The organism is Acutalibacter muris (assembly GCF_002201475.1).
Taxonomy (GTDB): domain Bacteria; phylum Bacillota; class Clostridia; order Oscillospirales; family Acutalibacteraceae; genus Acutalibacter; species Acutalibacter muris.
On sequence record NZ_CP021422.1, the window covers coordinates 1,403,152 to 1,429,255 of the forward strand.

The 26,104-nt window shown below is 47.7% G+C and carries 26 protein-coding genes and 4 pseudogenes; 18 read left to right on the forward strand and 12 right to left on the reverse strand.

What is annotated here, in order from left to right:
• Positions 1-585: 585 nt before the first annotated feature.
• Both ADH66_RS21670 and ADH66_RS07160 read left to right on the forward strand, forming a co-directional pair.
• Positions 586-855: a tyrosine-type recombinase/integrase gene (locus tag ADH66_RS21670; protein ID WP_407922923.1), complete on the forward strand. Its 270-nt coding sequence runs from the start codon at positions 586-588 to the stop codon at positions 853-855.
• A 688-nt stretch (positions 856-1,543) separates the two neighbouring features.
• Positions 1,544-2,150, forward strand: a pseudogene (locus tag ADH66_RS07160) (tyrosine-type recombinase/integrase).
• 67 nt (positions 2,151-2,217) lie between these two features.
• On the opposite strand, the gene ADH66_RS07170 reads toward ADH66_RS07160, so the two are convergent.
• From ADH66_RS07170 to ADH66_RS07180, 3 genes are all read right to left on the reverse strand, one after another.
• Positions 2,218-2,649 carry a TIR domain-containing protein gene (locus ADH66_RS07170; protein WP_066533986.1) on the reverse strand — a complete coding sequence of 144 codons (432 nt, stop codon included), beginning with the start codon at positions 2,647-2,649 and terminating at the stop codon, positions 2,218-2,220.
• A gap of 3 nt (positions 2,650-2,652) precedes the next feature.
• Positions 2,653-3,312 (reverse strand): hypothetical protein, encoded by a 660-nt coding sequence (locus tag ADH66_RS07175; RefSeq protein WP_088364392.1) that lies wholly within the window; start codon positions 3,310-3,312, stop codon positions 2,653-2,655.
• Positions 3,313-3,742: 430 nt separating this feature from the next.
• Positions 3,743-4,426, reverse strand: coding sequence for a TetR/AcrR family transcriptional regulator (locus tag ADH66_RS07180; protein WP_330397710.1), 684 nt, complete (start codon positions 4,424-4,426; stop codon positions 3,743-3,745).
• A gap of 518 nt (positions 4,427-4,944) precedes the next feature.
• On the opposite strand from ADH66_RS07180, the gene ADH66_RS21970 reads away from it, so the two are divergent.
• Both ADH66_RS21970 and ADH66_RS07195 read left to right on the forward strand, forming a co-directional pair.
• Positions 4,945-5,094, forward strand: coding sequence for a hypothetical protein (locus ADH66_RS21970; protein WP_456236491.1), 150 nt, complete (start codon positions 4,945-4,947; stop codon positions 5,092-5,094).
• A gap of 286 nt (positions 5,095-5,380) precedes the next feature.
• Positions 5,381-5,743, forward strand: a complete 363-nt coding sequence (locus ADH66_RS07195) for a helix-turn-helix domain-containing protein (RefSeq protein ID WP_066533981.1) — start codon at positions 5,381-5,383, stop codon at positions 5,741-5,743.
• A gap of 86 nt (positions 5,744-5,829) precedes the next feature.
• On the opposite strand, the pseudogene ADH66_RS07200 reads toward ADH66_RS07195, so the two are convergent.
• From ADH66_RS07200 to ADH66_RS07230, 7 genes and pseudogenes are all read right to left on the reverse strand, one after another.
• Positions 5,830-6,214: pseudogene (locus ADH66_RS07200) on the reverse strand (ABC transporter ATP-binding protein); the annotation flags it as partial.
• 279 nt (positions 6,215-6,493) lie between these two features.
• A pseudogene (locus ADH66_RS21470) lies at positions 6,494-7,540 on the reverse strand (ABC transporter permease); the annotation flags it as partial.
• 85 nt (positions 7,541-7,625) lie between these two features.
• Positions 7,626-7,997 carry an FMN-binding protein gene (locus tag ADH66_RS07210; RefSeq protein ID WP_016221926.1) on the reverse strand — a complete coding sequence of 124 codons (372 nt, stop codon included), beginning with the start codon at positions 7,995-7,997 and terminating at the stop codon, positions 7,626-7,628.
• 101 nt (positions 7,998-8,098) lie between these two features.
• The gene (locus ADH66_RS07215; RefSeq protein WP_236757212.1) at positions 8,099-8,953 is read right to left on the reverse strand and encodes a sensor histidine kinase; all 855 of its coding nucleotides are present in this window, start codon (positions 8,951-8,953) and stop codon (positions 8,099-8,101) included.
• Positions 8,954-9,001: 48 nt separating this feature from the next.
• Positions 9,002-9,759 (reverse strand): IS5 family transposase gene (locus ADH66_RS07220; protein ID WP_088364387.1). Its coding sequence is split into 2 segments (ribosomal slippage): positions 9,002-9,438 and positions 9,438-9,759, totalling 759 coding nucleotides; the frame shifts between segments, so codons are not numbered across the junction.
• Positions 9,760-9,771: 12 nt separating this feature from the next.
• Complete coding sequence (locus tag ADH66_RS07225) at positions 9,772-10,353, reverse strand: hypothetical protein (RefSeq protein WP_066533972.1); 582 nt, start codon at positions 10,351-10,353, stop codon at positions 9,772-9,774.
• Positions 10,354-10,464 carry a winged helix-turn-helix domain-containing protein gene (locus tag ADH66_RS07230; RefSeq protein WP_407922914.1) on the reverse strand — a complete coding sequence of 37 codons (111 nt, stop codon included), beginning with the start codon at positions 10,462-10,464 and terminating at the stop codon, positions 10,354-10,356.
• Positions 10,465-10,506: 42 nt separating this feature from the next.
• Between ADH66_RS07230 and ADH66_RS07235 the strand changes: the two are divergent.
• Positions 10,507-10,878, forward strand: a pseudogene (locus ADH66_RS07235) (transposase); the annotation flags it as partial.
• A gap of 100 nt (positions 10,879-10,978) precedes the next feature.
• Here the strand turns inward: ADH66_RS07235 and ADH66_RS07240 are convergent.
• Positions 10,979-12,727: a type IV secretory system conjugative DNA transfer family protein gene (locus ADH66_RS07240; protein WP_084384176.1), complete on the reverse strand. Its 1,749-nt coding sequence runs from the start codon at positions 12,725-12,727 to the stop codon at positions 10,979-10,981.
• 100 nt (positions 12,728-12,827) lie between these two features.
• Here ADH66_RS07240 and ADH66_RS07245 point away from each other — a divergent pair, with 100 nt between their 5' ends.
• Entirely contained in the window at positions 12,828-13,793 is a 966-nt protein-coding gene (locus tag ADH66_RS07245) for a uroporphyrinogen decarboxylase family protein (RefSeq protein ID WP_066533968.1), read from the forward strand.
• Positions 13,794-13,800: 7 nt separating this feature from the next.
• On the opposite strand, the gene ADH66_RS07250 is transcribed toward ADH66_RS07245, so the two are convergent.
• A complete protein-coding gene (locus ADH66_RS07250; RefSeq protein WP_157130566.1) occupies positions 13,801-14,511 on the reverse strand; it encodes a DUF3991 and toprim domain-containing protein in 711 nt (236 codons plus the stop codon).
• A gap of 441 nt (positions 14,512-14,952) precedes the next feature.
• On the opposite strand from ADH66_RS07250, the gene ADH66_RS07255 reads away from it, so the two are divergent.
• The 12 genes from ADH66_RS07255 to ADH66_RS21680 all read left to right on the forward strand — a co-directional run bounded on the left by ADH66_RS07255 (position 14,953) and on the right by ADH66_RS21680 (position 25,603).
• Positions 14,953-15,627 carry a response regulator transcription factor gene (locus ADH66_RS07255; protein WP_066533964.1) on the forward strand — a complete coding sequence of 225 codons (675 nt, stop codon included), beginning with the start codon at positions 14,953-14,955 and terminating at the stop codon, positions 15,625-15,627.
• 26 nt (positions 15,628-15,653) lie between these two features.
• Positions 15,654-16,886: a HAMP domain-containing sensor histidine kinase gene (locus ADH66_RS07260; protein ID WP_236757213.1), complete on the forward strand. Its 1,233-nt coding sequence runs from the start codon at positions 15,654-15,656 to the stop codon at positions 16,884-16,886.
• Positions 16,887-16,981: 95 nt separating this feature from the next.
• Positions 16,982-17,524 (forward strand): DUF6609 family protein, encoded by a 543-nt coding sequence (locus ADH66_RS07265; protein WP_066533961.1) that lies wholly within the window; start codon positions 16,982-16,984, stop codon positions 17,522-17,524.
• Positions 17,461-17,655: an ATP-binding protein gene (locus tag ADH66_RS21675; RefSeq protein WP_157130565.1), complete on the forward strand. Its 195-nt coding sequence runs from the start codon at positions 17,461-17,463 to the stop codon at positions 17,653-17,655. The genes ADH66_RS07265 and ADH66_RS21675 overlap by 64 nt, the downstream gene beginning before the upstream one ends.
• Before the next feature lie 85 nt (positions 17,656-17,740).
• On the forward strand, positions 17,741-18,262 hold the full coding sequence (locus ADH66_RS07270; RefSeq protein ID WP_066533959.1) for a VanZ family protein: 522 nt from the start codon (positions 17,741-17,743) through the stop codon (positions 18,260-18,262).
• A 149-nt stretch (positions 18,263-18,411) separates the two neighbouring features.
• Positions 18,412-19,440, forward strand: a complete 1,029-nt coding sequence (locus ADH66_RS07275; protein ID WP_066533957.1) for a hypothetical protein — start codon at positions 18,412-18,414, stop codon at positions 19,438-19,440.
• 2 nt (positions 19,441-19,442) lie between these two features.
• Complete coding sequence (locus ADH66_RS07280) at positions 19,443-20,609, forward strand: WD40 repeat domain-containing protein (RefSeq protein WP_066533955.1); 1,167 nt, start codon at positions 19,443-19,445, stop codon at positions 20,607-20,609.
• Between the two features lies 1 nt (position 20,610).
• Positions 20,611-21,498 carry an ABC transporter ATP-binding protein gene (locus ADH66_RS07285; RefSeq protein WP_066533951.1) on the forward strand — a complete coding sequence of 296 codons (888 nt, stop codon included), beginning with the start codon at positions 20,611-20,613 and terminating at the stop codon, positions 21,496-21,498.
• Complete coding sequence (locus tag ADH66_RS07290; protein WP_066533948.1) at positions 21,476-22,696, forward strand: hypothetical protein; 1,221 nt, start codon at positions 21,476-21,478, stop codon at positions 22,694-22,696. The genes ADH66_RS07285 and ADH66_RS07290 overlap by 23 nt, the downstream gene beginning before the upstream one ends.
• 29 nt (positions 22,697-22,725) lie before the next feature.
• A complete protein-coding gene (locus tag ADH66_RS07295) occupies positions 22,726-24,687 on the forward strand; it encodes an ABC-2 transporter permease (protein ID WP_207653050.1) in 1,962 nt (653 codons plus the stop codon).
• 177 nt (positions 24,688-24,864) lie between these two features.
• Entirely contained in the window at positions 24,865-25,053 is a 189-nt protein-coding gene (locus ADH66_RS20525; protein WP_201448070.1) for a hypothetical protein, read from the forward strand.
• Between the two features lie 442 nt (positions 25,054-25,495).
• The gene (locus ADH66_RS21680) at positions 25,496-25,603 is read left to right on the forward strand and encodes a transposase (protein WP_084384175.1); all 108 of its coding nucleotides are present in this window, start codon (positions 25,496-25,498) and stop codon (positions 25,601-25,603) included.
• Positions 25,604-26,104: the final 501 nt, after the last annotated feature.

A 26,104-nucleotide genomic window follows, 5' to 3' on the forward strand; every position in this document is an offset into this window, starting at 1 on the left:
GCCCTTGTCAAGAGATGTAAGCGTCGTACCATAATAACAAAATTAAGCCTGGTGAGAAGATTTTTGGATTTTCTTTTTCATAAAGGTATTTGCAATTTTTCGGAACAACATATTTATTTAGCCCGATTACCAATACAATATCACTCAGTATCGATAAGTTATAATAGACGCAAGCTTGAGTTTCAAAGCAGACTAAAAGTGGAAATGTCCCAGTACCTTAACTATATAGAAGAAACCAGAACACCCGAGTATGTGAAGAATTGTCGGAATGCGTTTCTGCATTTGGATCGCTTTCTGGCAAAGAACCAAATTTCAAGGAATTCTTTGGATGGAAAAGCAATAAATTCTTGGCTGAAATCAATGCAGATGAAAACAGGTAGCAAAATGCAGATTGTGTTCAAATGAAAGGGCTTTTTCGCTTATCTAAATTTGATTGGCATTCCTGCTTATGTGCCTAAAACAATGAAATCAGAAGACGACTACATACCCTACATATTTTCTGAAGCAGAATTGGAGTCAATTTTTCTCTGTGCAGACTCACTTGTACCCAAATCCAACTATCCCTATATGCAATATGAGTTTCCGATGATTTTGCGCCTCTTATTTGGATGTGGAATGCGGATAGGTGAAGTACTAAGTTTGCAAATGAAGGATGTTGATTTGGAGAATGGAATCATAACCATTCGAAATGCCAAAAATGAAAAGGATCGTCTAGTCCCTTTACATTTTAATCTAGCGCCGGTGTTCATTCGGTACTGTATTGCAATAGGCGTAAACAATAAAAGTGAGGCCCTTGTGTTTCCTGGGAGAGATGAAAATGACAGAATAATATCAACATACCTAATAAGTTATTGAAAGATATTTTGTTGCGAATAGGGGTACCAATGTCAACTAAGAAATTTCAAAGGGGTCCATGCATACATTGCTTTCGCCACACATTTACCGTATATTCTTTCAAGCAGACGATAAAGTCAGGAGAATCAACGGATAACTCGATTCCATACCTTTCAGTATATCTATGGCACGAAGATTTGAATGCTACAGAAAAATATCTGAAACTTTCCAACGAGCTATTTCCAGATGAGGTCGCAAAATTTTCGGAGTATTCCGGCAGTCTTTTCCCGGAGGTATTTGTAGATGGCGAAGTCCAAATTTATTGAGTTGCTGGATTCCTTTATTTCAGTATATATTCCAATATCGAGAGGATTGTCAAACAATACAGTTAATTCATATAAGACCACCTTTACTCTTTTTATCATTTTCCTATATGAGAAGAAAGGGATGCCTGCTGATAAAATAACCTTTGAAAAAACTAGATGCAGACACGGTTTCCAGCTTTCTACAATGGTTGGAATCAGAACGCAAATGCTCGGTTTCTACTAGGAATCAGAGGAAGGCTGCCTTATTGTCCTTTGCAAGATATGCCCAAAACCGCGATTTTTCTGCTGCGGTAACCTTTAGAGAGGCATTATATACGTTGCCACTGAAAAAGGGAAATACAAAAGAGCAAACCGTTATGAGTCGCGAAGAAGTCAAAATTCTAATGAACTTACCGAATCCTGAGACTCCTTTGGGGTATAGAGATAGAGTGCTTTTTTCTGTTATGTATGCCAGCGGCGCAAGGGCTCAGGAAATGTGTGATCTGACTGTAGAGGACGTACTGCACAATGATGCTGGCGACGTGATATTAAACCTGTTAGGTAAGGGGCGAAAACGCAGAAGGGTCAAACTGTCCAGTGCCCCATCCAGAATGCTGGATGCTTACATTAAAAAACGCGGTATTGAAACACGTTCAGCTTGCTGTGTGTTTTCAAGTCAGTGCCATCCAAATATGTCGGTTTCCGGCATAGAAGAAGTATTCAAAAAATATATAGCCCTTGCCAGAAAAGAAAACCCAACTTTGTTTCGATGTCATGAGGCATACAACAGCATGTCATATGCTGGAATCTGGGGTTTCACTGAATGTTATAAAAAACATTTTGGGTCATGAACATCTTGATACTACCGAAATTTATGCCCGGCTTTCCCAGGCTGCTATTGATGAACACCTTAAAAAATGGAATAAGAAGTGGTTGTCTAGCGCTGACGAATCTTCGCCAAATTTCCCTCCTGATTCAAGAAAATATATCATTCCGGCATTTTTGAGGTGATTTTAAAATCATGCTATGATGTGAAAAGTCTCCCGTATTTCTCTTGCGAAATCCGGGAGACTTTTTGCTATTTTGTAACTTTCCTCAATGCAGTAACAATATCGTTCTGATTAAAGGAATTGACCCACTCTGCACCAATTCCATATGCTTCATCAGGTGCATCATACGATTTGTCAATCTTTACAACGACTAAACCATTCCCTTTCTCGTTATTCTTTGCAATCTCATAGGCTTGCCAATTTTTGTAGCCAATTTGGGCAGAATCAGGATGCCTGTCATTTGAGTGTGCGCCAATAATAGCAATCATGTAATTGGCTTCTCCAAATTTGGTACTCAATACTTGCTTTACAACGGAAATGGCATCAGACTGTATCTCCTTCGGAGTACAATCTGAAAATATGAAGTCAAAATTTGGATTAGCGTCCCATGCCTTAAGTAAACGATAATATTCCTTATCATGCTCATAATCAAATGACACACACACTTTCTTCTTTGCCATAGTTCAAACCTCCTTAAGTACTTTTCGTAACCCAATAGCAATCTTATCCACCAAAGGGATATGCTTTTTACACCAAGTGGTAATCTTGCTATGAATTTCAAAGAAGTAAAACCAAATGATAATACTCGCGGTAAAAAACATTACTGTATCACAAAGTAGAACCAGAGTGATATGGTCAAACGCATACCACTCTTGCACTATTCGAACTATATTAATCACAAAGAAAATGGCAGGCATAAGCATTTTATAAAATAATTCGATAAAATTAAGGACCATAGGAAATTCGTAAAGATAGTTATCGCTTTCTCTATCAAATACACTTACATCCAATTCGTTAGAAATACTTTTTTCGATTTTGCCAAGATACTTATACTGTCGTTCGACATATAGTGTGTCCTGGCAGTATCTTATAAGCATATAAACAACCAAAGTCCAAACAAGCGTCTGGATGGTTTCATTTCCTAACTCGAATAGCGTTCCCAAAGCTGCAGAAATACCAGTAAGTAGTGAGGAAAAAGCTATTTCCGGCCTGATAAGTATCCAAAACAATACTGCCTCTAAACAACAGAGAATTATAAAGTTCTTATTTCGTCTGCCTTGGGCTTCCAACCTCAATGTATTAGACTCTTTATAATGATCATACAATAAATCAAGTTTATCCATTCCTTCTGCCATGTCCTCCGATAGAACTAGTACGCAAGTCTTTATTTAAGTATAGCATATCTAAAAGAATATGTCCAGTTGTTATTCGCATTCAAAACGCTATTTTTGCAGATTATCTATAAAATTCATTATATATTCCTGGAATAAATGCTCATGTATGGTAAAGAAGCAAGCAACCGAAAACAAGAGATAGACCGCCAGCACCACACTATTCCGAACCAAAGAAACCAAAGAACAAGCATTATGGAAATGTGCATAACAGGCTATGGAATCATGGATAACTCTATTCACAGCACATGGAAAAGCTAAAGTGCAGCTTTCCCACGTCCTGCAAACAGAGTTACCCACAATTCCATAAGATAGCCAGTTATACAAATTCCCACAATGCCGACGACGACGGAATCCCTCTCATTCCTTTTATCTTTATTACTTACAAAATAGGTTCAATAACCGCACGGAAATATTGATCTAATTCAGTTGGTGACTGTTTTCTATGACCTTTTATCCACCACAGAATCATTTCAACAAAACTGCTGGAAATATGATTGATTAAAAAATCGTTGGGTAGCAATATGTTCTTTTCCCGGCGTTGATTAACAAATTGTGTCTGCACTAATTCATTTAAGCTGTCCTTAAAATAGCGCAAAAAGATTTCGCTGCTTTCACAGGAAAGCAAACCAAGAACATTATTGTTATTTTCCTCTAAATGCTGTAAAAGATGACAGAATACAGAGTTTGGCACACTGTTATCAGAGTATAAACCATGTGTATGACTGCAATCAATAGCACTGTCGATAATATGACCGAATAATTCCTTGCAAAGTTCTTTTAACAAATCATCTTTGGTTTCAAAATGGGCGTAAAAGGTGCTGCGCCCTATATTTGCTTCGTCAATAATTTCCTGAACTGTAATGTTGTTATAATTTTTATGTCCTAACAAAGTGCCAAAAGCCTTAAAAATAGCTGTTCTTGTTTTTTGCTGTCGTCTATCCATAATGTCCCCCGTACAAATTTTTAAAAATGTTCCGTATCTTACATTGTGATTGATTTGATTATTGTTTTCACAATAGAAACGCTTATCCAATGCCACAGTAAAAACCATTAAGGTCAGCATTACGCTGTCTATGTGCATTAACTTTTTGGCTATTACGCTTTCTGTTTTGGGTATGCTAACCCCTACTACCGGGGCATTAGTCCACAATGCTGGTTCATGTTTTGTTGTGCTGATTGCAGCATTATTGTATGACTGCAAGTTTGAATAGTTTAGACAACAAGGTGCGACAGACATAACTATAAACCATGCAATACCCTATGTGGGAGAAAGGGGAAATTGCCTATGATTTGTACAGAAGAATACAAGGAGCATATCGAATGCACATTTAATGCCTTTTCCAGAGTTGTCATACACTATGCCGCTATCAACGCATGGCGTGGCAGGGATAAGCGGCGGCAAAGGGAAATATCCTTTGAATACCTCACAGAAGAAAAGTTTTATCCGTTTTATACGTCAGATAACTATTTCATAGACCCCTACAAGCAATACCCTGTTATGATATGCGGTCAGAGGGTTATCCTTACTAATGGGGAGCTTGCCGAAGCCCTGTCCTCTCTGCCGGAGAAAAAAGAGAAATCATTTACCTTTACTTTTTCGGGCATTACACACAACAGGAAATCGGAGAAATATACGGACGTTGCCGGAGTACGGCATGGCATCACATACACAGTGACGTTTTTTTACACACTTATATTCAATGTCTGATTAGCACAATTAGATACGTTTAATAATACGTCTGAAAAGTGCTGAGGGGGCGCAGACTGTGCTGAGCTTTTTTTGACGGTATTCCTGCCGTATATCTAAAAATAAAGCCATCCATGACCTGTCCCTTTCTACGGACAGACACAGATGGCAAGAGAAGAAAGCCCTAATGTGAAAAGCCGTTTTTTTGGCTTCACATGAGGACAAATCTATCTGATTTGCAAAGCGCATGATAAGCACCTATTAGCACGTTCTATTAGGGAATTTATAGAAACGCTTACGCACGATAGAATGTAGTAGAGGTGATTAAAAATGCGTAAAAATATTTTACAGCACATAGGGGCCATAGTCAGCGGCAGACGGAATGAAGAACACCTGACGCAGCAGCAGCTTGCCCAGCAGACCGGCAGAGGACTCCGGCATATCCAAAACATAGAAAAGGGACGGGTCAATGCGTCTATCGAAGTCCTTGCCGATGTAATCTACCGACTTGGCCTTTCGGCAGATGTCTTGTTTTACCCCGAAATGCCGAAGATAGAACAGCAGACAAAGCAATTACTTTGCAAATTTGCGGCCTGTACTGAAGAGGAACGTGCGTTTCTGTTAAAAACTCTCGATTGTATGGTAGAGCAGATGCAAGATCAACATAAAAACGCAAATAAAAATATCAAATAAGAGAAAGACGCTTGAGAGATAACTTTACTTTGTCAAATGGTTGCTGATAAGTATAAAGTAAATTTCTGCGAATATTCAGCAAGAACTTATGATATTTTTCCGTCACTCACTGTAATAATCCGGCTGCTGCTTTTTGCAGCTTCCGGCGAATGAGTAACCATGATAATTGTCTGTCTGCTTTCCTGGTTGATCTCCTGCAACAAATTCATAATGTCTGCCCCGGTACGGCTGTCAAGGTTTCCCGTTGGCTCGTCAGCAAACAAAATTTGGGGCTTGCCGATCAATGCGCGGGCGATTGCAACACGCTGTTGCTGCCCGCCGGACAACTCGCGGGGCGTGTGTTTTCTCCTGTCAGATAAGCCGACAACCTCTAAAATTTCAGCAAGCTCATTTTTATAGTCACGCATTTTCTTTCCGTCCAACAAAAGCGGGAGTTACGTTTTGTGTAGTGTTTTTATTATCTTTCATGTTACGGGCGGCTATCCTGCCCTCGTTTCCGGCTATCGCTCCATAAAAGCGTTCAAAAACTCCGCTTAAAATATTGGTAAAAATCGGTATTACAAGGATTGTCGCCGCAATAAGTCCCAGCAGAGAAAAGCCGCCTGCAAGATAGAGCATATTTCCCGATGCAAGGTGCGGCAAAAATACTGATATGGCAAATAGAATGGTTCCAATTCCAACCATCAGCGGGTGCGGGATATGACGTTCCTCCACTGTGCCTAAAACAACATCTTTTATCGGCAGACGGCTTGCCCTGCGGACTGGCAGCCATGCAGAAAGTAACGATACGGTGACTGCAACGGTAAAAGAAAGGAAAGCGCCGGGGAGAGAAATAATAACAGGAATTTCTATTCCCTGTGAAAGTGTCTTTCCCATTCCCTGTAAAATAGCTTTTAATACGAAGATACCAACAGGAATACCGATTAGCCCACCTATACAACCGTAAAATAGGCTTTCCAAAAGCAGAATACGGGTTACGGCTTTTTTCGTTGCGCCGATACTGCGGAATGTGCCTATGACCGGCAAACGGTCTAAGGTAATGACTTTATAGCTGCTATAAATGATGAAAATGCTCATAGTCAGTGAAAAAAAGCTGATAAGGAAAAACGGCATAGATTTCTGTCTTGCGTCGGCAGCGATCTGCATTTCATTGACAATCTCTGATACCCGGTATTTTTCTGTATCAAGGGCATTTCGCAATTCAGAGATTAAATCGTTTGTAGTGGTATGCCCGGCGGCTTCGATCAGAATTTCACTGTAACCGTTGTCTTGCCCCAAAATCTCTTTTAAGGTTTCCAAAGGTAAAAGGGCGGTCGCTCCCCTTGTATGGCGCAGGAAAACCGTATCATAAGCGGCGATTTCCAGCACTTCAAAATCTATGGGCGAACCGCCTATCTGTAAGGTGATAGTATCGCCTTTTTCTATTCCATACTTTGATGTAAACCTGTCTGGCAGAATAATCTGATAGCCCACAAAGTTCGTTATTTCACCGCCATTTCGCAGACGCGGCTTGTTGATCTGATTTAATGCGTCTATATCAGCGGCAAGCAGATCAACGGTTTCGTAATATCCGTTTTCATGGTAAAGGGAAGTTCCCTCTAATATCCCGGCTTTTGTCTGTATGACAGGCAGGGTGGGAATATCCCCTGCATAAATGCCGCCCGTCACATTCTGCACGGAAACAGTGGCACTCCCCGCCATACCACGCGCCATTTTACGCTGTGCGCTTTCATAAGACACCCCAATAGAAAAGGATACAAACAACAGCATAGCGGACAGAAGTATTGACAGGAGCATAACGGCGGTTCTTACCTTGCGTTCCTGTATGTTTGTTAAGATATACTTTAGAATGATTTTCAAATTTACACCTGCTTTCTATGCGCTATTTCAACGCATTTTCGATTGCTTTCAAAACGGTATCGCTGGTAAATGTTGCGCCGGATATTGCGTCAACTTCCAATGTCTGTCCGGCACATACTTCTCCGGCAATCCTTTCAGCTTGTCCCATGTAAGAAGCCTTATGTTCTAATACTTCAATATCCATTATTTCATGGTTTTGTACACGGACTTTAACAACGGCTATTAAAATTTTGTTTTGACATACGCCTATATACTCACCATCTGCCACTGTGTTTAAGTCCACCGTGCCAATCTCCAAAGCCTGCGGGCGCAGCAGCAGGGCGAAAACGGCAAAGCACAAAAAAGCTGTAACCAATATAGCTGCCAAAAATGGAAATACCTTTTTTATGTTCATGTTCCACCTCCTTACCTGTAATCAAAAAAGGTTGACCGTCACTACATTTCACATAGTAGATGGTCAACCTTAATCTCATTTTCATTCTATCTTAATTAACCTTAAATGCCGGGAAAGCGGATAAGAAAAGCGGTTCCGGCTCCGGGACTGCTGGTAACAGAAATTGTACCTCCATGAAGTTCTATAATGCTTTTTGCAATCGCCAGCCCCAAGCCTGTTCCTTCGGACTTGCTCTCTGTATTTGTTCCTCTATAATAGCGATCAAATAATTGGTCTGTTTCTTCCGCACTCATACCTATTCCGTTGTCTGATAGGTTTATATTCAGCCAACAATCAGAAACGGAAATTTGCACGGTTACTTCCGTATCTTTGCCGCCATGCACAAAAGCATTGATAATCAGATTTTGAAATGTCCGTGTGAAAAGCTTTTTATCAAACGAAAATATAGCCGTTTCGTCTGTTATATTTTCGCTACACTGAAATGCAATCGTGCGTTCCTCGTATTTGGGGCGGTTCAGAATGTCAATGGATAATTCTCGTAAAAAGCGGACAATGTTCTGTTCCTGCCTGTTGATTGGAAGCATATCATTTTCTAATTGCCATGTTAATTTTAAGTCGTCAATCAGATTTTCCATATATGCCGCGTTTTTTAGCATTATTTCTGCATACCGCTTACATTGGGGGATTGTCTTTTCTGTATCATCACATAAAATCTCCGCATATCCTTTTATCGGGGACAAAGGAGTTTTTAAGTCATGGGTAATATTAGAAATCCATTCCCGGCGTAGGTTTTCTGTTTTTTCACGCAGACGATCACTCGCCCTTACTTCCCCGTCCAATTCGTTCAGACTTTTTATCAAATCTCGAAATGCGCCTTTTTCTTTGGCGGGCAGATAGCAGCGTCCCGAAATATCCCGAATGGAAGCGGATAATCTGCTGATTGCTTTTGTTACCAATAGTCCATAGCCCAATCCTAAGAAAAGGACGATTACTAGAGTCTGTTCTCACAAAACAGCATCACAAATCATGACGACATAAATAAAGCCGCAGAAAAGGATGTCCAACTTATCGTATCGGGTAAATATTCTGCGAAAACGCTTTAGCCGCAGGAAATATCGCTCAATTTCATTGCGGCGCTTGTAGCGCTCCTTATCGTAGCCCCATGGGTCCTTGCGGTTTCTCTTCGGCGGAACCACAGGCACAAAGCCCATCTCCACCGCCGCCACACGCACGTTTTCGCCCTCATAGGCCCGATCCATCAGTAAGTATTTTTGCTCCTCTGCCCGACTGATCTCCGAGAGCAACGCTATTCCTTCCGGCGCATCGTGGGCCTGGCCGCCAGACAAGGAAAAGCCGACTACAGCCCGGTCAGACGCGGTGACCATATGAATTTTTGTGGTGAGTCCCCCTCTGGAGCGTCCGATAGATTGCCGGCCACTTGCTTTAAAGCACCCGTCCCATCCGGGTGCACTTTCACTGCAGTGCTGTCCAGGCACACGTTTTCCATCTTGATCCTGATGATGCCTTCTGCCTGCAGTCCTTCAAACACCCGCTGAAGCACACCGTTTTTACTCCACCTGTTCATCCGCTCATATACTGTATGCCATTTCCCATACCGTTCCGGCAGCGCCCTCCATTTGCACCCATTTTCGGCCACATACAGGATCGCATTTATCAGTTGGAGATTCTCAATTTTCACGTTTCCTCTCTGTTTCGGCAGATATTTCTCTATTTTCCTGTATTGCTCTTTTGTGATTTCCATATTCCTATTTTATCACTTTTTCCTTGAGTTGTCTATAGTGAGAACAGAATCTAATAAAATGCCGATAATGAAAATGATTACCTTTTTCCCGCCTGCAAACCGTTCTCCGTTTAAATACATGGTTACTTTTTGAATGTTCATAGGGAAATACAGAACATAGGCATAGTCTTTTTCGTTTCCTGTTATGACACCAATAAAAGCAGTCATATCTTCCGGGCTTGCATTGTCAAAGTGTCCCGTCTGATAAAGCTGTAAAAGGTCGGTATTAGAATAATAGTCCTGTGCGTTATTTGGTTTTTGATACGCATATACTTCATTTCCGGCATCGTCCAGAATTTGCAGCCCTACATGGGTTTCCTGTAATAATTCAAGCCCTGTCTGTTTTATTTTAGGGGTATCGTTTACGAAAACAATGTATTTTGAAAAATCCTGCGTAAAAATTTTAGGCTGGTCGCTACGGACATTTTTACCGTTTGGATTTGTCGCAGTAATCAGCATTGCAAAAAGGCAACACACGGCAATGAGGGTTCCTAAAAGTGATAAGAAAAATATCAAATAAATATGAAAGGTGGTACGGTAGCCGGATTGCTTCATTTAATCAGTCCTTTTCTTTAATTTGTAGCCCAAGCCTTTTATCGTAATCAGTTGCTTTGGAGCAGACGGAGTATCCTCAATCTTTTCTCTGATATGGCGAATATGTACCATGATCGTATTATCACAAATGCAACTGTATTCTCCCCATCCTCTATTACAACCATTACCGGGATCGGTAATGTCACAGATGCTGCTATTATCAGTGAAATAGGTGACATCTCTAAATTTGACAGTCCCAGAAAACTGGTGGCCTTTGCCGGACTTGACGCCACGGTCACGCAGTCCGGCGAATTTGAAGCAGCCCACAATGTAATGAGCAAACGCGGATCACCATACCTGCGGAAAGCCATTTTTCAAGCCGCCCTGGTCGCCGCCTTTAAAGACCCTGTATTAAGTGCCTATTACCAGAAAAAGAGGGCCGAAGGCAAGCATCATTTAACCTGTATTGGTGCTGTGGCAAGAAAAATGTGCAACATTATTTATGCTGTTGTGAAAAATAATCAGCCTTATGTTCCAAAAGCTTAAATCTTTTTCCCTTTCCAGCCTGCCTGACAGCAGGTCTTGTTGTCGTACTCTTTTTTCTATAAAAATTTCTTTTGATTTTTTTCAATTATCTACTTGACTTTTAGTAGTTGGTCTTTCTTTCCGTAATTACTTTTGCGGGCTGTTCCGATGCCGGCGCCGCAGGACGGGTCTTGGGCCGCAAGTGCGGATAGGTTTCGTGGATGGCCTCCATCAACATTTGCCTGCTGGCGTAGCGCACCGGGCGGCTGCCCTGATCCGGTACATGGTACGGCTCTCCAAACTCGATGCCCCACTTGAAAAACAGCTCGAGCTTTACCTTCATGGGATTTGTGCCGGTTTTCATCACCACAAACTGTCCCTTGGGCATGGACTTCAGCTCGTCCGGGGTCATGAGGGGGCGCTCGATCATTTGCAGGGATTGGCTGGGGTCGTTCTTCCCCCGGCTGACAGAGCCCGAGAGCGCCGTCCTGCTGCCCAGGGATTTGCTCATCACCTGGGCGGTCTCGCTGTTGGGGGCAAAGCCGCCAAAAATCGTGAGCTGCGTGTTGTCTATGATAATTTCAGCGCCCTCCTTGCCGTAGTTCTTCTCAAGCTGGCCCAGCGATTGTATGATCGGCACGATACTCAGGCGGCGGGAACGTGAGGCCGAGAACATCATCTCAGCGGACTCGATTTTTGGCAGCGTGCCAAACTCGTCGGCAAAGAACACCGCCCGGTTCTTCAGCTTGCCGCCGTTCTCATCCGCTACGGCGAGGATTTCCCGATAGAGCTGCTGGATTACCAGCGACATCATGAAAAATTTGTTGGGGTCTTCCTCTGGCATTACCAGGAACAGCGCGGACTTTTTGTTGCAGAAGGTTTCCGCGTCTACCGCCGTGCCAAAGCATAAAATCTGCTCCATTTCACTGTCAAGGAAACTGTTTAACCTTGCCAGCGCCGTGGACATAACCGAGGCCATGGCCTGTTCGCTGGAGGACAGCGCGGCCCCGGCGAACCAGCGGGCTTTGTGGTCGGAAGGCAGACTGTCCATGAGGAGGTGGAACAGGGTTTTCCCTTTGACTCCGCTGGGAGCCAGCAGTTCTTGGATGATTTTGAAAATGGACACAATGTGGCGCTCCGCAGGCTCACAGAACTCTGCCACCAAGAGGATAGCCAACGTCAGAAGACCCTCCGCCGCATCGTAGAAAAAGGCATTTTGACCATAGCTTGCGCTGTCGCCCCCGGACATGATGATGGTCTTGGAGATGATTTTGGCGTACTTCTCAGCGCGGGCTTTATAGGCCAGCGTATGCTCTTGCTTGTACAAATCAGCGTATTTGTTGACCAGGTGCAGGAGGTTGAAGCCATCGCTTTTGGTGGGGTTGCGAAGGTCAATGACCGACACCCGGTAGCCGTAGCAGTCCCGGGCGATGCCTGCGTAATTCCGAAAAACGTCGCCCTTTGTATCCGTTGAGGCGAATGACATCCCACTCGCCAAGGCATATTCCAGGCAGGGATATAACCAGTAGGCAGTCTTTCCCACGCCGGCCGCGCCTATCATAATGGCGTGGACCTCGCCGGTATCTACCAGGGCTGTGGTGCCTTTTTTACCGCCCTGGCACCCCACCACAATGCCCTGCTGGTCGGGAAGATTCTTACCCTCACGCCACAAGGCCGGTGTGAACGGAACATGGGTGTATGTGCGGGCGATCTCACCCCTGGTAGCCCAGCGAGCTGTGCCATGCTGACCGTGGCCCACGGTCTTGGCCTTTATATTCAGCGAGTAGAAATTACTCAGGACAGTGATTCCGGCCAGGACGGCGAACATGACGCCCGCCGCAATAATCAGGCCGGATATGTTTTGAGGCATAAAAAGAGCTCCTTTCTTAATTTACAAAAGGCTGTTTTCATGCAGCCTTTTGTGCTATAATTGAACTGTCAATTATACTTTTTCAAAGGGGTCGATACATATGACGAAAAGGCAAAGGGTCCTGGCGGTGCTGCACGGTGAAAAGCCCGACCATATCCCGGTAGGTTTTTCTCTGCATTTCCCGGCAGACCAGAACGCCGGGGAAGCCGGTGTTCTGGCTCATCTGGAGTTTTTCCGGGAGACGGACGCCGACTTGGTGAAGATCATGAATGAGAATCTTGTGCCTGTCCAGGGGACGATTTCCGGGCCGGATGACTGGAGCTGCATCGCGCCCATCAATAAAGAAACGCCTTTCATAAAGAAACAACTCGACTTTACCAAGAATATTTTGGACCAATACGATGGGGACGGATATCCCCTCGGGACCCTCCACGGCATTACCGCTTCTTCCATTCACCCCATCGAGCAGGCATATGGGTATGAAGGCTCCAGGACCCTGCTGGTGGAACACCTTCGGGAGAACGAGACTCCTGTGCTGGACGCCATGAAGCGCATCGCCGAGGGCATGTGCCAGCTTGCCTGGGGATATCGTGAGGCAGGTGTGGACGGTATCTACTATGCGGCCTTGGGCGGCGAGAGCCGGTGGTTCACCGACGAAGAATTTGCCCGGTGGATAGAGCCCTTTGACCGGCTGATCCTCTCCGAGATACGCAAGGCGGGGTGTGACGTTTTCCTTCATATCTGCAAGGAGCAGCTTCAGATGGAGCGCTACCGGGGCTATGGAGAGCTGTGCGATGTGGTGAATTGGGGCGTCTATGAGGCTCCGCTGTCGATGGAGGAGGGTCAAAAGCTGTTCCCGGGGAAGGTGCTGATGGGCGGGCTCCCCAATCGGAGCAGCGTGATGACGGAGGGAAGTAAAGAACAGCTTGTCGGGGAGGCCCAGAGGCTGATACGGCAGTTTGGTCCCACCCGTTTTATTCTCGGCGCGGACTGTACTCTGCCCACGGAGCTGCCCTATGAGCGGGTGAGGTGGCTGGCGGAGGCCGCCAGGGGAATCGAACTATAATATTTGCCTACATAGCCATCACCGGCTCCAGGCTTTCCTCGGGGAAAGGGGATAGCAGTTCCTCATTCCAGTCCTTCTGCTCGGGGAAATGAGCGCTGACCTGCACCTCCCACTCCTCCAGCAGCTCCCACGCAATTCGCTGGGTGGCGGTATGCCCGGCCTCGTCATTGTCCAGACAGAGGACTATTTCTTCTAACTGGGGTACTTCCTCCAGGAATCGCTGGATAGGCGCGCTCCCCACGCCGCATAGCGCAACGTAGGAATTCTCCTGCCAGTTCTCCGGGTGCAGGCTGATGTAGGACAGCATATCGATGGGCACCTCGAATACATAAAGCTGCCGACCGCTCCCGGTATGGTGGAAGCTGTACGCCTTCTCGCTGCCGCCCAGGGTCTGCCGGAACCCAGAGCCGGTGAGCGTCCCCCGCATATGGATGTGTCTGACCCGTCCATGCTCGTCCTTGCCAACAAACACAGCATTGTGCTTATCGGCGCTCTCATAGAGCAGATGGGCATGGGCGAAGGCCGACACCACTTCCGGGTCGATGCCCCTGGTCTGGCAAAGGTATGCAAAAACCCGCCGCATATTTCCGTTGGCGACGGGTGGGGTCAGGTCGATTTTCCTTTCCTCCTGTTTGGGTGGAGCCATCTTTCTAGTGGGCCGTATGCGCTCCGGCATATCGTCCAGCTCCGTGACGGTACATCCTAAATGCTCAGCCACACAGTTTTTCCCCGTGTGTGTCAGGGTATGGGGCAATCAGAAAGGGGAACCAGGGAAAATCAGAAAATCCCCTCAAAAGTTGTGCCGCTAAACAAAGAAAGCTTTTGCAGCTAATGAAAAGTTCTCCCTACAGACACAGGCACAACATAATTTTTCTCTGCCATTCTATCGAAGTTCCGTTAAGTATGCCATATACAAAGAGGGGATGTCAAGTGTAAATCACGCCTATAAATCCAGTTGCAATTCTTCTGCAACCGTGATACAATCTACACAATGTTTCTTTTATTTCTACCGAAGCTACAAAATTTACCGATCCTATTTTTGCGCAATCCGAGGGGCGGGCTATATCAATAAAATCTGCTAATTCTCAAAGCATAGTATATGACCTTGACCAAATTTTGACTTTTTCCCCATATGATGAAAAAGACTGGAGGTGTTCCCATGGCATACAGAGTTTTGATCGTTGATGATGAACTTATCCTGACCGAATTGCTTTCCGCCCATTTGCAGGATCACGGATATACGGTTTCCGTAGCAAACAGCAGCGATGAAGCTCTGGCAAAGCTGAATACAAAGCCAAACCTTATCCTTCTGGACATCAATATGCCGGGGAGGGATGGGTTGGAGCTGTGCAAGGTCATTCGGAATCATATCGTATGCCCCATCCTGTTTCTGACGGCGCGGATCACAGAGCAGGATAAGGTCAACGGCCTGCGGGCCGGAGGGGACGACTATATCACCAAGCCTTTCGGCTTGCAGGAATTGCTTGCCCGCATTGAGGCCCATCTGCGCCGGGACGAGCGAAATAACCGCCCGCCGGAGGTCGTGACCTCCCAGGGACTGATTATCAACCTTTCTGACCGAAAAGTATTTTGGAACGAGCAGGAGCTCTCCTTTTCCAAGAGGGAATTTGACATCATCGAATTTCTGTCCTCTAACCCCAATCAGGTCTTTGACAAAGAGCGTATCTATGAGGCGATATGGGGCTATGACGCCGAGGGCGACAGCAGCGTGATTAAAGAGCATATCCGCAAAATCCGCGCGAAGCTCATGCAGGCCAGCGGAAACGAGTACATCGAAACAGTTTGGGGGATGGGCTACCGATGGAAAAAATAAAAAGGCAGTCATTGAAACGCTCTTTTATGAACGCTGTGACGGTAACGATGCTGATCGTGTTCCTGTGCAGTAGCCTTGCGGTTTTCGGCTGTTATCGTTTCCAAAAACATATCCTCCCTGATTCCAATGAGGTCTGGCTGACGCAGCAGACGACCGCCCCGGAGGGGACGGTCACAGAGACAAAGATGAGGTATGTCCTTGATGGCTCGCCAGAGCCCTTCGGCCAACTGGTAACGGACGGTCAGGAACGGGGCGAGAGTCAGGGGCAGACGAGCTACATGATAGAGCGTATTGAATCCAGCTACTCCATGCTTTCCTCCAAAGCAAAAATGGCCTACCGCGCCTCGCAAATTTGTATGGTGTTGCTGCCGTTCCTGTTTGCAGTTATTGGAACTACTTTGTGTGCGTGGTGGTTTTACCGTAGGGTACTGGAGCCGCCGATCACTGTCCTGATGGACGCCACCGCCCATATTCAAGATCGGGATTTGAACTTTCAGATCACCTTTGGTGGACAGAATGAATTGGGCCAGCTCTGTACCGCCTTTGAGAAAATGCGACAGACCCTATATGAGAACAACCGTCGGATGTGGAGTATGCTGGAGGAACGCCGCACATTGCAGGCATCTGTGGCCCACGATCTGCGTAACCCCATCGCCATTATGACCGGCTATGTGGAATATTTGCAGGAGAACAACAAGGCTGGAACCTTGACGGAGGAAAAACTGGAAAAGGCGCTCTCCAATCTCGGCATCACCGCAGAGCGCATGGGCCGCTATACCGATACCATGCGCGACCTGGGCGCGATTGAAGAAACAGAAGTTCACCGCAGAGAGGCGGAGCTTCATGATTTTTTACAGCACATGGCGGATTCCTTATCCCTCCTGTTTCAGAATACCCAGGTGCATTTTTCCTACGAGTTCCATGTGCCGAAGGGCAGGGCCGTCCTTGACGGGGAGCTGCTGTACCGTGTTCTGGAAAATCTGATCTCCAATGCCCTCCGTTTTGCAGAGCGGGAAATCGGACTCACCTTTTGCCTGGAGCATGGAATTCTGTCGGCCACCGTGACCGACGACGGGCCGGGCTTCAAGCTGCTGCAAAAGAAAACCGCCCTGTTTTACTCCGAGGATACCTCCGGCCAGCACTTGGGGCTGGGGCTGGCGGTGAGCCGGGTGCTGTGCCAGAAGCATGGGGGAACCATAGAGCTGTCAAACCAACCACTCCACGGGGCTTGTGTGAAAGCCTCCATTGCGGTCAAATAATCCCTATTACGGCGGCGCAGGCAAGAAATTGACTTTGGGGGAAGACAGATATATAATAGAGCAACAGCAAATTCTGCTTATTGTAGGAGGGCAAAATGAAAGAGACATTGGAGTTCAATCATAAAAAGCAATGTGGTTTATGGCTGATCCTTATTGGAATTGTACTTATCATAGCTGTTATTTTCGGCGGGAAATTCCTTGTGAACCCGTTTGTGTTTCTAATAGGCTATTATGCTTGTTTTCTTAGCGTTAACGCGAACAAAAAAGTCAGGGAAAGGCTCTCCCAGGGGGCTATTTCCCAAAAGCAGATAAAGATGATCTATTTTTCAATTGCTGCTTTGTTCCTGTTGATGTTTTGCATTGCTGGCCCATTTATCCCCGGGTGGCATTGGAGGCAAATATGGTTGGGTGTACTGATGGCAACAGCCATACATTTTTTCTTGTGGTTCTTTATACATGGTTGGAGCATGGTTGTGCTGGGGATTGTATGTATCATTATCGCAGCAATAGGCTATGTATTCCCCGCTATATCGGTTTCCGTTATTTGCATTGCCGATGCAGCAGCTAAATTGATATGCGGGATATATTTGCTTTTCTTCTCAAGACCATCAAAATTTACTCCCAGCGCAACGAAGTAACATTGGGGCTGGGGCTGGCGGTGAGCCGGGTGCTGTGCCAGAAGCATGGGGGAACCATAGAAGTGTCTAACCAACCGCCCCACGGGGCCTGTGTGAAAGCGTCCATAAAAATCGAACAACCCTCACTGTGACAATGAGCAAGGGGCTGCTTGCTTTTTGGGAGAAAGAGGTGTATAATGCAGGAACAATAAACCGAAATTTGAAAGAAGGGATATTATGAAATACTTGATCGATTTTACGGCGTTGGCCTTCTTATATGCGTTCGTTTTTTTGAAGAAATGGAAAAGCAGAGGCCGCGATGTGCTGCTTGTCAATACGCTGATGTATATATATCTTTCTTTTGTGCTTTATTTCACGCTTATGCCAATTATAGTAGAACTCCCGTTTATTCTGAATCACCCTTACACTCCCATGAACATGGTGCCATTTATTGATGTTATGATGGAAAGAGGGGACTTTGTAAAGCAGGTTGTGTTAAACGTTGTCATGACCATGCCATTTGGTTTTCTGTTTCCACTGACCCGGAAGAAAAGCGCCGGATTTTTTATAACAGCATTTTTCTGTTTTGTGATGAGTTTGGGCATTGAGCTGCTGCAGCCGCTCATTGGCGGCTTCAGGTCTTCGGATGTGACAGATTTAATCACGAACGTGATTGGCGGAATGCTCGGTTATGTTCTTTATGTTCTTTTCAAACCAGTCACCATTAGGATCTTAGATCATATGAAAAGGAAAACTTAAAAATGTAGATTCCTGGTTTCACAGAGTTTTTGCTTTCTGGCAAAATCCCCCGGATGCCGTCCAAAAACTTGGGCGGCATTTCGCTTTTCTTGACCGAATCTTGACTTTTGCCCGCTATGCTTAGTCCATCAAAGCAAAGGAGGCCATATATGCGAAAACGATTGATTGCCGTTCCTCTGATGTGCGGCGCACTTTTATCCCTCGCCGCCTGCGGGAACTATGACATCAGCACGCCCCCGCCGTCACAGGCTGTTGCCGAAAACCCCTTTGAGGCGGCGGAGGAGGACGCCGGATTTATGGCAATGCTCACCCACGAAGCTGCTTCGGCTGATTTCTCCGAGAGCGGGGAGCGTCTGCCCTTACACTATGACGGCGGCGAGTTTCGGCTGGACTACCGATTTTCCCTCACCGGTAAGATGGATACCGTTGGATTTCTCCTGTTTCTGGACGGCCAGCCCCAGCCCTATAAGGTGAACGATACCACAGCGGAGTATGAGTATTGTCACAGCTTCCCCGCAGAGGAGGATCAGACCTTTTCCTTCCTCTTTGAGCCTGTGACCGGCAGCGCCGGCGATACGCTTGCCCTGACCGTGGTGAGCATCACCAACCCGGATTTCCAGCCGGATATGGAATCCACCTCCAGCTATGGCTGGTATCATAAGACGCTGGATTCCCGTGTTGAATTGCAGTTCAACGCGGACGCCCCCGCCGCCCCTTCAGACCTTCCGCCTGCCCGGGAAATCTTTTCACAAAGCGATGTGCGGGAGGAAAAGGTCACAGCCCAGTATGTGGAAAACGAGCTTCCCAAATACGGCTGGGGTGGTGTGAGCATGGACACGCTGGACAGTGGAATCTATTATACCTTCTCCTGTGACGGCGGCATCTCCTATGACAACCTGCGGGTCTCCGCTCCCGTTCCCCTGCAATTTACCATGTGTGGCACAGCCGGAACAAGTTACAGCATCGCTTTTTTCCTGGATCATCAGCCGGTGAAACTTGACGAGAGCACCTGCCGCTCCATTACCTTGAGCAAGGGGGGCGTCATAGAGCTTGAGGCCGTGATCGACCCAGACAAGCTGGGGCAGTTTAACACCTTCTACTGTGTGGCCGTCCCCCAGGACGGAGCCTCCGCCCCGTTCTTTAAGACCAATTCTATTCTATTGTATAAGGAGAACTGAAGATGAAAAAGACATCCTGCATCACATTGGCGCTGCTTTTTACCCTGGCGTTGTCCGCCTGCGGCAAGACGGATTCCCCGGTTCCTGCGGTTTCGGGAAACGCCCCCTCTGACACTCCTGCGGTTTCTGTTCCGGCCCCTGACGAACAGCCGGGGCAGTCCCCTTCCTCCTGCACCTTCGACCCTGCCCTGTTTGGCGGCAAGCTCCAGAGCTGCGCCTATGCCGGGAATGGGACGCTCCTTGTGCTGGCGGACAAGCTGTACCTCTACGACACAGGGACCTCCTCGGTGCTGGCCACCGCAGAGGCTCCCCTGCGCGACTTTGAAGCGCAGGCCATTGACGGCGGCTACGTCCTGTCCGGCATGGGCGACAGCGGCATGATGGCGTACATCTACGACAGCTCCCTTTCTCTGAACAAGGAGATCGCGGTGGAGGAGCTTTTGCAGGGAGATTTTGTTGTCAGCGAAACCGGGGGCGTAGCGGCCTCCACAGATGGAAAGAAGCTGGCGTTCGCCGCCATGGGCGGGCTGTATTTGTATGACTTGGAAAGCGGGAATCTGACGACTCTCTTGGACATGGCCCAAAACGCCGGGACGGCCAGCATCAGTGTTTCCATGCTGAACGGCGCTGCCTTTGCCCAGGATAACAGCCAGATCGTGTTCTTTGGCAGCGGCAACTCAATTCCCGTGGTAGATGGCGAGGAGGGCTTTTCCCTCCACGGCAGCATATCCGTGGAGGGCAGCGGTCTGAAGCTCACAAAACTGTCCGACTATGAAATGGAAGAAATGCAGAGCAGCGTCAGCCGGTTGTTTTTCCCGCAGGCGTTTACCCAAGCCAACGGTACGCTGCTTTGGATTGACCGGGCAACGGGCAGCGCCAATACGCTTTCCTTCTCCGCCAGCGGTGAGGGCAAAGACGGCGTGTACGGCTCGGAGCAGGGGAACTATGTAGCAACCGCCGTTTTGGACGGCAGTCTGACCGTTCGCGTCTATGACGTGGCCTCCGGCGAATTGCTTGCCACCGAAGTGATGGAAGACTCCGATTCCACATATTTCAATCGCATCCCCAGAATCTACCTTTTAGACGAGGCCAAAACTGCTGTAGTCGTTCTTGGGGGCAGTATCAGTGAAGTTGACACGCTGGTATCCACATTTGAGTTTGGAGCATAACATGGAAATCACATTTGAAAGCGTATCTAAGCGATACAAAAACAAGTATGCCCTGAAAAACTTTACCGCCATCTTGAGCGAGGGCGTGTACGGCCTGCTGGGTGAAAACGGGGCCGGAAAAACCACGCTCATCAATACCTTTGTGGGCCTCCTGCGCGGGGACAGCGGCACGATCCGGGTGGACGGCCAGGATGTGAGGACGCTGGGCAAAGCGTTCCTGTCCCAAATCGGCTATATGCCGCAGTATCCTATCTTCTATCGTGATTTTACCGTCAAGGGTTTTCTGTTCTATATGTGTGCGCTGAAAGAAATTTCGACCCATGAAGCGCAGACCCGAGTTTCGGAGCTGCTGGCCACGGTAAACCTGACGGACGCACAGGACAAGAAGATCGGCGCGCTCTCCGGCGGTATGCGCCAGCGCGTCGGCATTGTACAGGCCATGCTGTCCGACCCCAAAATTTTGATTCTGGACGAGCCCACCGCCGGTCTTGACCCCAGCGAGAGAATACGGTTTAGGAACCTGATCTCCCGGTTTGCCCAGGGCCGGACAATCCTGCTGGCAACCCACATCGTTTCCGATGTTGAGTGCATCGCGCGGGAAATCCTGCTGCTGAAACAGGGGACGCTGCTCATGCAGGGAACGCCCGCCGCGCTGGAGCAGAACATTGAGGGCAAGGTGTGGAAGGTGACCGCCGGGGCCGAGGAGGCCGCGCTGCTGACCGATATGTACTGCGTCAGCAACATGAAACAGGAGGACGGACAGTTTGCCCTCCGCATTGTTGAGGAGGGAGGTCCAATTAAGACCGCACAGCCTATCCAGCCCAACCTGGAGGATGTGTTCTTGTACTATTGCAGGGGGGAGCGCCATGATACGTCTGATACGATATGAATTTATCAAGCAGTTCTGTAAACGCTCCCTTCTGGTGCTCTTTGTGGTGTTCAGCCTTGCCAACCTGTTCAAAATCTACGGCGAATACAAATCCTACTCCTATCTGGCAGACGGGAACGGAGAGGGTTGCTGGCACACGCTCCATTGGCAGCTCTATAAGGAATACCAGGGGAAAATCACCCGGGAGAAGGTGGAGCGCCTGCTGGCCGTGTATACGCCTCTTGTGGAGGCCACATCGGATATGACCGCAAGCACAGCCACCGATGACCCCAACACCATGACCGGGAACCTGTATAGCGACAGAAACCTGCTGGACAAGTATTTTGTACAGCCTATGCAGTATTTCTATGAGTACAGCGGCCGGTCAGAGCAAGTGGCAAATAGAGCACGGCAAAGCGCCGCGCTCTATGGGGAACGGGGAGCAGTCTATCAGCAGAGGGAGAGCGGCGCGATCTATAATCTTTATGCTGGCCGCACCATCCCTGCCTTTGCCTACCGGGAAATGTGCAATTACTATCTGAACTATGATTTTTCCATCGTCCTGACCCTCCTGCTCTGTCTATATGGAATCATCGGAACCTTTGTAAGCGAGAGGGAAACACAGATGGATATGCTGCTGCTGGTAAGTCCGGGCGGCGGCAGAAAAACAGCCCTGGCGAAAATCCTTGCGGCTACCCTGTTTCTGCTCTTGACCTCGCTGTGGTTTTCTCTCCTTGACCTGATTGGCTTTGCGGCCTCCTTTCAGACTTTGGAAGGGCTGGCCCTGCCGGTATTCGCAATTCCGAGCTTTGCGGAAAGCTCCGTCAATCTCAGCATTTTTCAGTATGTCCTCCTGTCCGCGGCGCTCAAATGCGCCGGCGCATGGGTGATGGGGATGCTCTGGCTGTTGGTTTCGATGTTTTGGAAAAATGCCCTGCTCCCCTTTGTCATCAATTTTGCCCTCTGTATGGCGCTGATTGTCAGCGGAGCCGCCTGTGCCTACTCCAATTTCTTCTGGACAAAGGTGCTGAATCCTTATTCTCTGCTGACAAACCGTGTTCTTCTGGGCAAAACGGAGTTTATAAACCTGGGCGGATTCCCCGTCCTGACTTGGCAGGCCGCAATATGGTTTGCTCTGATTACGGGTCTTGTTCTTGCAGCTGCAATCTATTTTCTGTCAGCGGAAAACTGTCACCGCTGTGTTCGGAGGGCAAAATGAGTGTTTTCTCTTATGAATGGAAAAAACTGATGCTTTACCAGCGTGGACTGCTCTATATCCTGGCCGCGCTCCTGGTCAGTACGGTTTGGCTGGCCGCAGCCGACAGGCCGCAGAACGGCGCGATGGAAGAATACCGTGAGGAATACGAGTGGTATCTGGAACGGCTGGACGGGGCGTACACAGAGGAAAAAGCCGCTTGGCTGGAGCAGGAGGCCCAGGCCATCACAAAGGCCCGTTATGCCCGCTCCGGGTCCCAGGAAAGCTATTACAGCGGCCAGATCACAGCGGAACAGTATGAGCGGCAGACCGCGGAGGTCAATACGGTTTTGGCCCATGAGCATGGCTTTGAAGCTGTGTATCAGCAGTATTTATATATCTGCGAGAACACCGGAAATCGTTACTTTTTGAACACAAACGGCTGGGCGGGGCTGTTTTCCGCCCAAACGCTGGACTTTCCGCTGTTCCTTGTCATTTTGATTTTGGCAGCTACGGTTTTTTGCTCGGAGTATAGCTGCCAGATGGACGCGCTTTTGCGGACGGCTCCCCAGAGCCGCAAGAGCGCCAGAAGCAAAGTCGTGATAACCCTCTGCGCCGTGTTCGCTCTCTGCGGAGGGCTGGCCCTGATTCGTTTTGCTTTCTTCGGTATAAAATACGGCCTGCCCCACGGGGAGTACCCTGTTCAGAGTATCGCCAGTTTCGGGGGCAGTACAAAAAATATCTCTTTGCTGGCTGCGTATCTGATTCTGACCGTCCTGCGCTGTTTTGGCTCGGTGTATCTCGCCGCCCTGCTGCTCTTTGCTTCCGTTTTGGTGAAGAAATATGCTTTGACGGTGGTGATCGGAGTGGCCTCCACCTTGATACCGTACATCGGACTGTCCAGACAGATTTGCTACCGCTTGCCGATGCCCCTGCCTTTCCTGCTGGCAACCGGCTTTCTGGAGGGGGCCTCCTCTGTGGAGGATTCGTTGACAGGAGAACCCATCGTGACTTTTTCAGAGCGTTCCCCCCAGGAACTGCTGGCCCTGCTGGGCCTGTCCGCTGTGTGCTGCGCCCTCATGGTATGGTGGGTGCTGCGGCAAAACACAAATCGCTGGCAGTCTGGAAGAAAATCCGTCAGAGGCTGCGGGGCTGCCGCGCTCTGCCTGCTGGTACTGCTCTCGCTGTCCGGCTGCTCTGTCGCAGAATCCACAAATGAGATATTCAATTCATCTTCGCAAAGTGCGACTTACAGTGTGGTCTACGATGACCAGACGCGGACCTACGCTCTTGAAAACCGGGCAACCGGCATTTTGACGGATTTGGCCCTCTCTCCGCTGTTCGGGGCCTTTTCGGAGGGGGAAGCCGTCAAAGCCGTCTATATGGAGGCTCCGTACATTTATTATATGGCCTCCCGCACAGAACAGTATGTGGATCGGGTCGGCAGCTACAACAGCACAGCTACCCAGGTGTCCATCGTCCAGCTTGATACAGAAACCTTTGAGGAACAGGTTATTTTTGAGAAAATAACTGACAGCGGGCGATCTCTGCTGGGAATTGACTATAACGTGGGGGATACCTGGAGGTTTCTACAATACTGCTATGGCTTTTTCTTGAACAACGACAGCCTCTTTTTCATTACGAATGATGGGATTACGGAAGTGAGCAGGACGATCCAGCAAACGCAAGTGCTGGACATTCCCACCAGGGGGAATATAGCGTTTGATGGGCGGACGATCTACTTTATCAACGAAAATTCTTTGCTGACAGCATATGACACCAAGACCCGCAAGGAAAGGCCATTTCGGAAGGTTGTTGCCTCCGACTTCTGCCTGACAGAGCAGGGGCTGTATTTTATCAACCGCATGGATTCCGACTGCGTTTATCTATGCGGCAGGGAGGGCGCCCACAGTCTGAAGGTTTCAAATGACCCGGCCCTGTCTGTTGGTTATGATGGCGAGAAAGTTACCATGATTCTGAAATCGGACGGGAAGGAGGTGGTTTTTGATCCATGAAGGTGCAGGAACGCCAGGCCTCCGTCAGAGCAAGGCGAAAAAACGTGGAGGAAGGCTGGTGACTGCCTATGCTTTGCGTGGTGCAGTTGTCCTTCTGTTGGCTCTGATGCTTGTCCTTATGATGTAGGACGGATTTTGCGGACATTCAAAATAAAAAGAATGTGGAGATAATAGACAATGGCAAAGACGATTTTTGAGGAACTGGGCGGCAAATATGAACGGCAAGGCGATTGCTTACTACCGTGGCGGTTTGTGAGGGGGAGCAGCTACCTTCCCAGGAAGAGCGCAGGATTATGCAAGGTTATGGAAGAATATCCAGCCAGAAATGGCTCAAGAAAACCTGCCGAAAGACAAGCAGCCGGCTAAGACTTTGTCAAGAGAGAAACGCAAAAAAGATGAATAAAAAATCGGCAAAGCAATAAGAACAGGTGGAGGAAATGCGTCGCGAGGCTATAAATAATGTGCGCCGCACCCGCGGTAAGGTGAGTTTGGAGGATATTTTGGCAGGATATTACGGCGACTAACCACCTCGAGGGCCGTTACACCGCAGGCTATGCCCAGCTACTGACAAGCGCATTATCAAAAACGTGCTTGGCAAGACCCAGGCCGAAGTTAAAGAAAAGTTAGTTATGGCGATGGATGATACCAAAGATTTAGAACCTGTATTCGCAAAAGGATAAAGTTATGGTAAAATAAGGATATGGAAGAAGTGCGAAAGACGTACCCTAGCGACTTGCCAGATAAACAGTGGTAAGAAATAGAGCCACTGTATGAGGGAGTGCGCAACTGTATATGAAGCAAGAGAGAATTGACAAATGCGGTACTGCATTTGGTGGATTCAGGGTGTAAATGGAGGCAGCTGCCTCAAGACTTTCCACCGTATTCAATAGTACACAGTTTTTACCGCCAAGTCTGAATCAGCGGGTTGTGGGATAAAATACGGAGCATCTTGTAAAAAAGACGCGAACAAATACCGAGCGCAAGGAGAGTCCAAGCTACGCGATCATTGATTCCCAGAGTGTGAAAACAGCAGCGGCAAGTAAGGAAGGTGGAATTGACGGTGGGAAAAAACGAAAGGCAGGAAACGGCACATCGTAGTGGAGGTGCTGGGTTGTTTGCTGTCTGTTGCAGTCCATGCAGCCAATATTCATGACACAAAAGGCGGGATGTTTGTAGCGAAACGAGCGCATGGACGCTATGGTCAAAATTTCTCATTTTCACACCTTGCTCAAACGCTTATGAATACGGCTCCTAACACCGGACGGTAATTTTTTTCGGAAAAAGCCTTATCTTTTACTTGTGTACAGCCGATACATATTATGCAAGATGAAGAAAAAGTCTAGGTGTTTGTCGTTTTGCATAAAATTGGGTACTTTGGACCGGGGCGATGTGGCTGGTCCGTATTATGCTGGCTTAC